The organism is Mycetocola sp. (assembly GCF_046716805.1).
Classification (GTDB): domain Bacteria; phylum Actinomycetota; class Actinomycetes; order Actinomycetales; family Microbacteriaceae; genus Mycetocola_A.
On the sequence record NZ_JBKJWH010000041.1, the window covers coordinates 1 to 11,934 of the forward strand.

Genomic DNA, 11,934 nt, shown 5'->3' on the forward strand with positions numbered 1-11,934 from the left:
GGGCCCAGCTCGCGGTGTCCGACGCACCTGTTACGGTGCCTCCATGCCAGAGAGGATCGAACAATGGTGGGCGCGGCGGCAGTTCTCCGCTCGACCGATTGATCGACGCACTCCGCGACATCCGTGGGCCGATGATGGTCGACGCCTACCTGAGGTGATGGTCTGGGGTGCTGAGCCGCGGAGGTGCGCTCAGTCGACTCCGAGCGAGGCAGCAATGCGCCTGAGAGAATTCAGGGCCGCCACAGCCTCGGCCAGCGCTTCGGGCGGCGTCTCGGTGAGCCGGTCGACCCAGTACGCATTGATGCGCGCGACGCTCTCGGCGGCTCTCGGAGTCGGCGTGAGCGTGATCGAGCGAGCGTCGTCGGGCACCTGCTCCCGAACAACGAGGCCGCCCGTTTCGAGCGTGCGCACCGCCGTGCTGATATTGCTGCGGTGCAGGCCGGTGGCAGCTGCGAGCTGCGACGGGGTCACGTTCGGGTGACGGTGGACTTCGCGGATGACTGCCACCTCCGTGCCCGTGAGCGGCACCACGTCACGCAGTTTGGGATGACGGATGTCGAGCTTGTGCGCGAGGTCGAGGATGACGTCGGCCAGCGCGGCCAGCTGCTCGGACGTCGGCTGCGGCGGCGGGGTTGGCATCTGTCCATCCTATCGGTCGGTTATGCTTATGTAATCATATCAATCTAACCAGAGAGAAGTCTGTCTGTGACCTCTGTATCCACTCCTCCCGGAACCGACGTTCCGCCCTCAAGGCGCGAAGGAACTCGCAAAGGCAATCCCGCGCTGACCCTCATCGCCGTATGCTTCGGCCTGTTCATGGTCGGGCTCGACTCGACCGTCGTGCACATCGCCAACCCAGCGATTCAGGCAGACCTCGATGCGACCTTCGGTGAGCTGCAGTGGGTCATCAACGCCTACCTGCTCGCGCTGGCCGTGTGCCTCATCCCGGCCGGCAAGCTCGGTGACCGTTACGGCCGTAAGAAGATGTACATTCTCGGTGTCGTCCTGTTCGCCATCACCAGTGTCGCGATCGGCCTCATCGGAAGTATCGAAGGCGTTCTCGTCTTCCGTGCCCTGCAGGGCGTGGCGGCGGCGATGCTGATGCCTCAGACGATCGCTCTGCTGCGGTCGACATTCCCTCGTGATCAGTTCGGCATGGCCGTGGGCATCTGGGGTGGCGTGTCATCCGTTTCCATCGCCGGTGGCCCGCTCGTCAGCGGCCTGCTTGTGCAGAGCCTGGGCTGGGAGTGGATCTTCTACATCAACGTCCCGATCGCCATCCTTGGCATCGTCATGGCTGCACTGGTGATCCGTGAGACCGCCGCTGAGAAGGCTGGTGGCATCGACATCCTCGGCATCATTCTGCTGGCCGGTGCGCTGTTCGCCGTCGTCTTCGCCGTGGTTCAGGCACAGAGCTGGGGTTGGGGCAGCGCGGCGACCATCGGGGTCTTCGCAGCAGCTGTCGTGCTGTTCGCTCTCTTCGTCATCGTCGAGAGTCGCGTGGCCTACCCGCTTCTCCCGCTGAGCCTCTTCAGGTCGGCCGGCGTCAGCGTCGGTGGCCTGGTCTTTCTGGCCAACTTCTTCGCGATCCTCGGTGTCACCTTCCTGTTGACCCTGTTCCTGATGAACTCGCTCGGCAACGGCACCGCCACTGCCGGTCTGATGATGCTGCCGATGAGCGCCTTCGCGATCCCCTCCGCACCGATCGGCGCGCTCCTCACCTCGAGGATCGGCCCCCGCAAGGTCGCAGCCATGGGCCTCGGGTTGATGGCCCTGGGCCTTGCGATGCTCACGCTGGTCAACGTGGAAACGTCGTACTGGCTGATGGCCATTCCGTTCGTGATCATCGCGTTCGGCTCCGGCTTCGCCATCCCCTCGGGCGCCGACCTCATCGTCGGCGGCGCTCCGGTGCACCTCGCCGGCGTGGCCAGTGGCTTCCAGACGACGTGCATCCAGGTCGGTGGCGCCATCGGTACCGCCGTACTCTCTGCGATCGTCGCCGCCCAGGTGATTCCCGCCGTTGGGGCGACCACGCTTCCCGCGGATGCGGTCGAGGCGGCATCCGCTGGGGTGGTCTTCGACGGGTTCCCGGCCGTGAACGGTGCCTTCATCGATGGCATGCACATCAGCCTGTGGGTAGCGGCGATTCTCTGTGCGGTTGTTGCCGCCCTGGTGATCATCGCGGTGCGCGAGCCGAAGCACCACGACTTCGGAACCGTCGCTGAGGAGGCCGTCGAAGGACTGGCCGCCCACGTCTAACCCCCGGGATTGCAGGGTCCCTCGAGGAGGGGCCCTGCTCACATTGACGGGCGACGGGCGACAACCGGGTTGACAGCACCGGGCGATGAGCAGAACGCTGGAGGCGGAACTACGGGAACGGGCGCCCATGATCGGACCTGTTGCTCAGATCCCCGCGGGGAACGGCATGCTCTTCGGCCTTTGCCTGTAGCGGTTCCGCGCAGAGGCACGCTCAGGAGGACTCGAACGCTGAGAGGCTTCGGGAGGTCGAAATGCGCTCATGGCTCGACGTTATGGTCGACGGCCTGGCGGATGCACCGCAGGAGAGGGTGGTTTCTGCGGTGCCGCGCGTTCTGGAGCGGATCGCTGGTGAGAAGCGCACCGAGGTGCTCGGACGCGTCCAGCACGCGTTAGCTGGGCGGCTGGACCTGCTCGCAGTCCTCGCCGATGAGCTCTACTTCGGGACCTGGCCCGGTGCGAACTGGGCTTCGGCCCAGGTGAGTCTGGCGATCCTGGAACAGGACCCTCAGAGCGAGAGCGCTGTACAGGGAATCACGAGGGCGCTCGCATACGCGTCGGAGGACGATCTGGCTCGTCCTCTGATCGACCGGGCGTTCACGCTCACAGATCGTGATCCTGTACTTGTTCTCGCCTGGGTGGATTGGCTCTACGAACATGACAGGGCAAAGGAAGCAGAGGAGCTCCTGGATCTCGCACTTTCGAGCCTGGCCGACGCCCCGCAGGAGCGTGTGGTGTCTGCGATGCCGCGCCTTCTGGGTCGAGTCGAGGGCGAAAAACGCACCGAATTGCTCCAGCGCATCGAGAACTCGTTGGCTGGGCGGCTTGACTTACTCGGCGTCCTCGCAGATGGGCTCTATTACGAGAACTGGACCGGCGCCGACTGGACGTCGGCCCAGGTCTATCTGGCGATCTTGACAGCGGACCCTCAGCGCGAGAGCGCCGTAGAGGGAATCGCGAGCGCGCTCGCATATCTGTCGGAAGACGAACTGGCACGTCCGCTGATGGACCGGGCGCTGACTTCCACAAATGGTGACCCGGTCCTCCTTCTGGCCTGGGGGAATTGGCTGCACGGGCATGACGGGGAAAAGGAGGCTGAGGACGTATCACGTCTCGCCCTTTCGAGCGTGGCCGATCGGCTGGCGGATGCGCCGCATGACGAACGCCTGATCTCAGCCGGCATGCGGGGAATAGGTTTTCTGTCGGAGTACGAGCAGGCGCAGCCGCTTGTGAACCGAGCGTTGACTCTTACTCAGCATGATCCGGGTCTTCTTCTGTCCTGGGTGGATTGGCTGTCCGGCCATGACAGGAAGAAAGAAGCCGAGGACCTCGTGGATTCAGCCGTCTCTAGCTTGGCCGACCGGCTGGGGGATGCTCCGCAGGAGCGGGTGGTTTCGGCTGTGCCGCGCTTTTTGGAACGGGTCGTTGACGACGAGAAACGCACCGAGTTGCTCCTGCGGGTCCAGGACGGGTTAGCTGGGCGGCTTGATCTGCTCGCCGTCCTCGCCGATGGGCTCTACTTCGAGAACTGGCCTGGCGCCGACGTGGCTACGGCCCAGGTGAGTCTGGCGGTCCTGGAGCAGGACCCTCAGAGCGAGAGTGCCGTTCAACGATTCTCGACGGCGCTCGCACTTTTGTCGGAGTACGAGCTGGCGCATCGGCTTGTGAATCGGGCGTTGACCCTCACAAATCGCGACCCGGTTCTCGGTGTGGCCTGGGTGGATTGGCTGTACGTAAATCACAGGGAGAGGGAAGCAGATGACGCCGTGAGTCTCGCTCTCTCGAGCCTCGAAGACCGGCTGGCGGATTCGCCGCAGAAACGGGTGGTATCTGCGGTGCCGCGCGTTCTGGGACGGATGGCTGGTGACAAGCGCACCGAGTTGCTCGGACGTGTCCAGGCCATGTTGGCTGGCCAGCTCGATCTGCTCGACGTCCTCGCCGATGAGCTCTTCTACGAGAACTGGCCCGGCGCCGCCTGGGCTTCGGCTCAGGTGTGTCTTGCGGTCCTGGAACAGGACTCCCAGCGCGAGAGTGCCATTCAGGGAATCGCGAGGGCGCTCGTGCATGTGTCGGAGTATGACCAGGCGCATCCGCTGGTGGATCAGGCGCTGACTCTCACCGCTCGTGATCCCGTTCTTGTCGAGTCCTGGGCGCGTTGGCTTCTTGAAGCTCGCCGCCCTGATGACGCCGAGGAATTCGTTCTCCTGGGATTGCGCACGGGACAGCCGTGGCCGTTCGTGGAGCAGAGCCACCTCTCCATCTCGGAGGCCTACGAGCGTCGGTCGTGTCTTGCGGCCGCGGAGCATTGGTTGGACAAAGTCAGCGTCATCGTGCCGGATGACCCACTGATCGCTGTTCGCAGGGCCAACACCTGGCTGTGGCGTAACCAACCACACAAGGGTCTGACAGCGCTGGTGACGGCCATGGGAAGCACTGCCGTCAACGACACTGACCGCCGCGCACTGCTCATCTCGTACGTGGATTGCATGTCGGCCCTTGGTCGACAAGCTGAAGTGATGTCGCAATTGGAGGACCCAGACTCTCCTCAACACGGGCGTTGGACATCGGACGACATCGGCCGGCTCACTCGGCACGAACAACTTGCGCGTTTGGCCATCTCGACAGGGCAGCTGAGCCAGGCCCACGAGCATATCGAGGCCGCCGAAGCCGTGATCCGCGAGTCCCCCTCCCTTCCCGATAATCTTGCCGTTCTGCGCTTGGCTGTCATGGCGCTGGCAGGACCACCTGCGGCACTTTCCTCGCAGGAAACCTCCGTTGACGAGCTACGAGCCGCTGCCAACCTCGTTGTGATCGCCGGCTCGGCCCATGCGTTGCCGCTGCGTGAAGAGGCGGCTCGTCGCGCCGACATCGAAGGCACGGCACAAGATGCCGCATTCTTCGAGCTCGGAATCGAATGTTCGAGTATTGGCCGCCCCCAGGAAGCAATACAGGCATTCGAGCGGTCCCGAAGTGCATGGAGCGGTCCAGTGGAAGGAGAGACGTATTGGGCCTATGGACCCTATTCGCTCCACAACATTGCTTCGGCGTTGGAGGACGCGGGAGACTTCGCCGCCGCAACGGACAGGTGGAAGGAAGCCAACGATGAGTATGAGGCGTACTCGACCAGAAACTATGGTGAGTATGAAGAATACGCTGCCACTGACGATCCTTACCTGCTCTGGGCTCGGAGCTCTGTGGATCAGCGTTTGGACCGCATCAGCGAAGCGTTTGAGGCCTGCACCCGTGGGCTCGAGCTGGATCCTGATGGACTTGACCTGCTGAGCAGGATGATTGACCTCGGGCGGGACTGGGAGCAAAGCCGAGCGCGACGCGCGGCAGAGGGCAGCGCCGTTCGTGTGGCGGGTCCCAGTGTTGCCGAGGTTTCCGCAGGCGACGCACACAGCCTGCACTCGTCGGATTGGCGGTCGAGAGAGGCGATCCGGCGGCGACGCCGACTCCTCAAGGAACGGGCAGTTGCGAGTAACAATCATCGCCATTTCGCAGACTATGGAGAGTTCTTGCTTGACCGCGCAGAGCATGATGAGGCTCGCAGATGGATCCAGAGAGCCATCCGCGGTGACGGTGATGAACCGTTCTACCATCTCATCCTTGGGCGTTGCTATCAGGCGACGAATGATGCGAAGCGCGCGCAGCAGGAGTTTGCGCAGGCGCTCGCTTTGAAGCCCAACGATCACGAGATTCGGTCTTTTCTGGGTGATGCCGAAGCCGAACTTGGCGACCGAGACGCAGCGCTGGCGCACTATCTGGAATCCCTTGATCGAGCCCCCGCGTATATTCCGACGCTGATCTCCTTGGCCAACATGTATGTGGACATGGCTGAGGATGAGCGGGAGGGTTACCACCTTGAACAGGCCATCATCAACTACGACAGAGTGTTGGCGCACCATGAACATGGCACCGGTTCGAAATTCCTCACCTCATCTGAGAAGGCCGCCATCCTCTACCAGCATGGCTACTGCCTGGTTGGCCTGTACGAACGGTCCGCCCGCGTCTTGAAGCGCCCGGGGATGCTGCACAAGGCCCGTGAGGACTTCCGGAAGTGTTTAGCGATTGAGCCGCACCACGAGAAGGCGCTTCGAGCCTGCGAGAAGCTGGCCGGCAAAGCTCCGGGACGCACGACGCTGCGAGAACGGTTGGCACCTTGGGTTGTCGTTGCATGTGCCCTTGCTGTTTTTGTGTTCGCACAGATTCGCTTTTACCAATTCGAGAGCATGAGTGAGGCTACGTACATCGGCCTTTCTCTCGGCGCGGTTGCGCTGACGATTGCCGGTTTCGTCCTTCCAGAATTGCTCAAACTCAAAGTCGGAGGAGTGGAGCTCGAGAAGGGGACGGTTCAGCAAAGCGCACCGACGTCCTTCGGTCTTTCGCGCTGAACTACTTGCTGAAGGCGAGGGGGCACGGCGACCAACCGCCCAGACTGGGCGACGGCTCCTGCCCGATCCGGAGGGCAACGAATTCTGTGTCCTGGCCGCGCGTTGGAAAGTTCTCCCGATCGTGGAACGGGGTAGCCGCTCGTTCCACACCCGGGGCGTTGGCGCAAGCCCATGAGGGATCGCTCCAGCGGGCGTATCGTTCTGCGTAGTTGCGAAGGAGCGCGATCCATGAGTACTCCGTCCACGCTCGTCGCTGATCGCTACCGGCTGATGGCCATGCTTGGTGCGGGCGGCATGGGTATCGTCTGGCACGCCTGGGACGAGCGCCTGCACCGCGATGTCGCGCTCAAGATGCTGCGCACCCAGCCCGAGCTGACAGACGCCGAACGTCAGCTGGCGACCGATCGAGCGATGCGGGAGGCACGGATCACTGCGGGGCTTCATCATCCTCACGCGGTTACGGTGTTCGACGTCGTCGAGCACGAGGGCCAGCCGTGCATCGTGATGCAGCTCATTGAGTCGACGCCCCTGTCAGTCCTGCTGAAGGAGCACGGTACGCTCACCCCGTTCGAGACGGCGAGGATCGGAGCGGAGGTCAGCTCTGCGCTGGCAGCGGCCCACAAGTTGCGGATTGTGCACCGTGACGTCAAGCCGGGGAACATCCTCATCACGGAGGACGGCTCCGCCCTGATCAGCGACTTCGGGATTTCGCACGCCCTCGGGGATGCGACGATCACTGCCACCGGGATGATGCACGGCACTCCCGCTTACCTTGCGCCCGAGGTTGCGCGGGGGCTGCCGACGAGCTTCGCGTCGGACGTGTTTTCGCTCGGGTCGACACTCTATGCGATGTTGGAGGGTGAGCCGCCGTTCGGTTCGGACAAGAACGCGATCGCTTTACTGCACAAGGTGGCGCGCGGTGAGTACCTGCGGCCCGAGCACGCAGGTCCGCTTACGCCGCTGTTGCAGGAGATGCTGTTGGCGAATCCGAAGCGGCGGCCAACCATGGCGTCGATCGTTCAGTCGCTGTCGGCGTTGCATGACGAGACTCGGTTCCGGGCCGCGTCGGCGGCCGTACCCGTCGTGCCCCTTCCGTCGAGGGACGGCATCGCGACGGAACGTATCGACGATGTCGAGACCGAACGCATGGAAGATGTCGCGACCGAGAACGAGCGGCACTCCCCCGCCCCTGTGATCATCCCCCTGCAGGGTGCCGAGGAAGCACCCGATCCGCATCTCGCCGCTGCCATCACGACCCCGGTGACCGCCAAAATCGACCCCACACCACCAGCACCACCGGCAGCTCCCGTGTACGACCCCACCGCGGAGACAGTCGCTGTCGATCAACCCACCCGCTACGAACCGCCCACCGCACCGACCGAGTCGCTGGCGGAACCCGCCGCTCCCCACCTGGAAATGACGGATTCAGGACCCGGGCACGTCCCGCCGCCGAAGAGCGTCGCGGCGCCCGCAGGTCCGACCAAGGGGGGCCGTCGCGCGGGTGTGATCGCCAGCATCCTGGTTCTGGTCGGCGCGCTCGTCCTCGGCGCGGTCCTGCTCTTCAACCCGCTCCGGCCGAGTGCCGATGGCGCTGCCGAACCGGAAATCAGCCGTACGCCGACCGCCGCGTCTGGCACCGATACGCCCACGTCCAAGGCCTCTTCGCCCCCGCCTACTTCGCCCGCGCCTACTTCGCCCCCACCAGCGTCGCCCGCCCCGCCGACAGCGACGCAGGCGCCGCAGCCGCCGACTCCCGAGCAGCAAGTGATGGGGACCGTCTCCGGGTACTACGCGATGCTTCCAGGCGATCTCGACAGCGCGTGGCCGTTGATGACCGCCGATTATCAGGAGAATCACGCCGGCGGCCGGCGCGCGTACGAGGCCTTCTGGGGAGACATCGCCGATGTAGAGATAGCGGATGTCAGCGCAACGGGACAAGATCGGGCGCGCGCGACGCTTACGTACTACTTCCGCGACGGGCGCGTCGTGCGGGAGGTGACGGCGTACCGGCTGGTGGACGAAGGCGGCGTGCTCAAGATCGCCGCGACCGATGTACTCAGCAGCACACAACTCAAGTAGGCCGCGCTCGGTGGTCGCGCGGCGAATGGTGGAATCACGGCTGCTCCCCCGATCGTCACTCCTCTGCCGGTCGGGTCGGGGTCCAGCCGCGCACGAAGTCGACGACGAAAACCTTCTCCTGTAGCTCTGAGCTCGCTTGAGGAATCATCCGCGATTCTGGGAACTCGTAAATGTTGAGCATGAGCTGCATCGGGTACTTCGGCGCAGGCCCGGATGTCTTCACCAGGACATCATCGATGTAAAAATCGATGCGGTCCGAATCCCATGCTGCCGAGTAGGTGTGAAAGTCGGTCAAGTCACCGGCAACTCGAACTTTCTCGAAATCCTCGCTCAGCGTCGAGTCTCCGAATGGGTGTACTCCCATGCCGACCAGACTGTCTTTTCGACCGACTTCGCTGCCAAAAACTTCCATGATGCAGATCTCGCCGGAACGCTGAGGCTCGTCCTCGAATCCGATGAGCCAGAGAGCAACCATGCATTGTGGATGGGTGACTGCGCGGGCTCGGATCTCGACGAGACCGAATTGGGGTAGATAGAGGCGGCTCTCGGGCTGCTCCTCGCGGACGCGGAGCCCCTCTGTGAATTGATGTTGCCCGGTTGTCGATCCGAGCGGTCCGGAGAAAGTCCCCGTTTGTAGGTTGGAAACCTTGATGCCGCCGTTGTATTCCGGGCTCCAGGGAGCCTGGTCCTCGTCAATTCTGAGCCACAATCTTCCTCCCCCGACCTCGTAGCGCGCTTGGGACGCTTCGCGGCTGCTCCAGTGAGGGAGGTAGAGAGGAAGCCACCGGTCGGCGTTGAGAGTGCTGCTCGTGAAGTGTTCGTCGAACACAAGCTCGAATTTCGATCGGTCAAGCATGTCCTCAGCCATCGCAGCCGTTTCTGTCGTCGCGCTATCCGATGTGCTGCATCATGCCGGTGTTGGCGCAGACTGGGTTCGTGCAGCACCAGCCCGGCTTTTCACGATTGCCGGTGCCGCTCGTCCATCTGAGTGAGAGGCGACCGCAGTATCGGCATATCCGAGTTTCAGGAGTGGTAACCAAGCTGCGACGGTATGCCTCTGCTCCGACGTACGCCAGCCCTCCTGCCCGATGATCAGCTCTGCCACACCTGCACGACCGACGGGCGCGGCGCAGCAACCAACCCGGCGCCGTTCGCCGCGGTGTAGTCGGGGAAGTAGGAGTGCGGGTCGGCGAAGCTGCCATCCTCGCCCGGGTGCTGCACGGCAACGTAAACCATGCGCTCGTCGTCGTGAATGATCGGGCCGCAGGTCTCCGCCTCGCGGGGAACGGCGAGGAACTGGTCGACACGGCCGCGGTTCGCACCTTCGAGGCCGACCCGGAACAGGCCGTCGTTATAGCCGATCGTGCCGGGCTGGCCGTCGGTGGAAATCCACAGGTTACCGGCCTTGTCGAAGGCGACGTTGTCGGGGCACGAGATCGGTGAGACCTGGTCGACCGGGAAGCCGGCGAAGTACGCAGAGCTGGAAACTGCGGGGTCACCGCAGACCAGCAGGATGCTCCATCCGAAGGTCGTCGCGGTAGCGTCATTTCGCGCTTCGGTGATCTCGATCACGTGTCCGTCGCGGTTGACCGTCTTCGGATTGACCTCGTCGACGCCCGCCTTGCCGAGCGTGCCGCGCTGCGTGTTGTTGGTGCAGGCGACGTAAACCTTGCCGCTGGTCGGGTGCGGTTCGACGTCTTCCGGGCGGTCCATCTTGGTGGCGCCGACGGCGTCCGCGGCGAGGCGGGTGTGCACGAGCACTTCCTCGACGGTGAAGCCGGGCACGGCGCTGTCCCCGTTGAGCGTGAGCGGGATCCACTGGCCGCTGCCGTCGAAAGCCCCGTCGGCGGGCAACGCGCCCGTGCCGGTGATCTCCGCGGCCGGCGAGTTGCCGCTGAACTTCGCAACGAACAGGTCGCCGGTTTCGAGGATCGTCTTGTTGTGCGCGCGGGCCTTCTCGCTGTTGCCCTTGCGGAAGCTCTTGTGCGAGACGAATTTGTAGAGGTAGTCGAAACGTTCGTCGTCGCCCATGTACGCCACGACGCGGCCGTCGGGAGCGATGGTGACGTTCGCGCCTTCGTGCTTCATCCGGCCCATGGCGGTGTGCTTCACCGGGGTCGATGTGGGGTCGAGTGGGTCGATTTCCACGATGTATCCGAACCGGTTCGGCTCGTTCACGTACCCGGGGTTGGCCACCGCGTCGAAGCGCGGCTCAAGAGCTTCCCAGCCGTAGGTGGACGCCGATGTCGACAAACCGTACCGCTTCTGGCCGGGCGTGGTACCAGGCGACCGGAAGTAGTTGTTGAAGTTCTCCTCGCCGGAGAGCACGGTGCCCCACGGGGTGGTGCCTCCAGCGCAGTTTCCGAACGTGCCCAGCGCGGTGGTGCCGGTGGGGTCATCCTGAGTCTTCAGCAGGTCGTGCCCGGCGGCCGGCCCGGTGATGCGGAAGGGGGTGGATGCCGTGACACGGCGGTTGTAGTCGGAGGAGCGCAGGTAGGTCCACGGGCGGCCCTTTTTCTCCCGCTCCAGCTCAACGACGGCCATGCCGTGCGCCGCCATTGTGATGCGCAGCTGCTGCAGCCGCTCGTCCTCGTTCGCGGCCGGCGGGAACATGATGCCCGGGTTGGTGTACTCGTGGTTCGTGATCAGCAGACCATGGCGCCCGCCGCGGCCCTGCAGCTCGATGATGTCGAGGTAGTCGTTGTTGTAGCCGTACTGCAGCGCCTGCGACTCCGGCGTCTGGTTGTTGATGTCGAACTCGGGCGCGCCGGGCAGGATCGGGTCGCCCCAGCGGATGATCGGCGCCCACTGGTAGCCGGAAGGCACCACGAAGGCGTCCACTGTCGCGTCGACCGGAGCGATGGGGGTGAACGTCAGCCCGGGCGCTGCGGCATGGGCTGCCGGTGTGCCACCGAACGGCGAGTCAAATGTGGCAAAGGTGAGCGCCAGTGCGCCTGCGCCCGCGCCGAGCAGCACCGAGCGGCGGGACAGTGCCGCGCCGACGATGTCCTTGAAGTATTCGTTGTCGCTCTGGTTACAGACGCCCATCGCGCAGGCGTTGCCGCACTTGAGCTGGCAGGTCACCGGGCTGCGTTTGCCCTTGGTGTGGCCAGCCATCGGAAGACTCATCCGTGTTTCCTGCTGCGACATGGTTCTGTTCCCTCCGAAAGCCGGTCTTGATGAGGTCAACGCAACAGGGTGCCGG

Annotated in this window: 6 protein-coding genes; 3 read left to right on the forward strand and 3 right to left on the reverse strand. The window is 64.0% G+C overall.

What is annotated here, in order from left to right; translation table 11 throughout:
- Positions 1 to 189: 189 nt before the first annotated feature.
- A complete protein-coding gene (locus ACLQ62_RS03290) occupies positions 190 to 639 on the reverse strand; it encodes a MarR family winged helix-turn-helix transcriptional regulator (protein WP_411720236.1) in 450 nt (149 codons plus the stop codon).
- 66 nt (positions 640 to 705) lie between these two features.
- On the opposite strand from ACLQ62_RS03290, the gene ACLQ62_RS03295 reads away from it, so the two are divergent.
- The 3 genes from ACLQ62_RS03295 (at position 706) to ACLQ62_RS03305 (ending at position 8,729) form a co-directional block, all read left to right on the forward strand.
- Entirely contained in the window at positions 706 to 2,259 is a 1,554-nt protein-coding gene (locus tag ACLQ62_RS03295) for a DHA2 family efflux MFS transporter permease subunit (protein WP_411720237.1), read from the forward strand.
- Between the two features lie 272 nt (positions 2,260 to 2,531).
- A complete protein-coding gene (locus ACLQ62_RS03300) occupies positions 2,532 to 6,650 on the forward strand; it encodes a hypothetical protein (protein ID WP_411720238.1) in 4,119 nt (1,372 codons plus the stop codon).
- A 228-nt stretch (positions 6,651 to 6,878) separates the two neighbouring features.
- Positions 6,879 to 8,729 carry a serine/threonine-protein kinase gene (locus ACLQ62_RS03305; RefSeq protein ID WP_411720239.1) on the forward strand — a complete coding sequence of 617 codons (1,851 nt, stop codon included), beginning with the start codon at positions 6,879 to 6,881 and terminating at the stop codon, positions 8,727 to 8,729.
- 55 nt (positions 8,730 to 8,784) lie between these two features.
- Here the strand turns inward: ACLQ62_RS03305 and ACLQ62_RS03310 are convergent, their stop codons facing one another.
- Together ACLQ62_RS03310 and ACLQ62_RS03315 are read right to left on the reverse strand one after the other, a co-directional pair.
- Positions 8,785 to 9,597: a glycoside hydrolase family 16 protein gene (locus ACLQ62_RS03310; protein WP_411720240.1), complete on the reverse strand. Its 813-nt coding sequence runs from the start codon at positions 9,595 to 9,597 to the stop codon at positions 8,785 to 8,787.
- 224 nt (positions 9,598 to 9,821) lie between these two features.
- Positions 9,822 to 11,858, reverse strand: coding sequence for a PhoX family protein (locus ACLQ62_RS03315; RefSeq protein ID WP_411720241.1), 2,037 nt, complete (start codon positions 11,856 to 11,858; stop codon positions 9,822 to 9,824).
- Positions 11,859 to 11,934 lie beyond the last annotated feature (76 nt).

Excerpts from the sequence above, each read along its gene's own strand:
- ACLQ62_RS03315 (WP_411720241.1), bottom strand. The coding sequence starts at position 11,858 with ATGAGTCTTCCGATGGCTGGCCACACCAAGGGCAAACGCAGCCCGGTG.
- ACLQ62_RS03300 (WP_411720238.1), top strand. The coding sequence starts at position 2,532 with ATGGTCGACGGCCTGGCGGATGCACCGCAGGAGAGGGTGGTTTCTGCG.
- ACLQ62_RS03290 (WP_411720236.1), bottom strand. The coding sequence starts at position 639 with ATGCCAACCCCGCCGCCGCAGCCGACGTCCGAGCAGCTGGCCGCGCTG.
- ACLQ62_RS03310 (WP_411720240.1), bottom strand. The coding sequence starts at position 9,597 with ATGGCTGAGGACATGCTTGACCGATCGAAATTCGAGCTTGTGTTCGAC.
- ACLQ62_RS03305 (WP_411720239.1), top strand. The coding sequence starts at position 6,879 with ATGAGTACTCCGTCCACGCTCGTCGCTGATCGCTACCGGCTGATGGCC.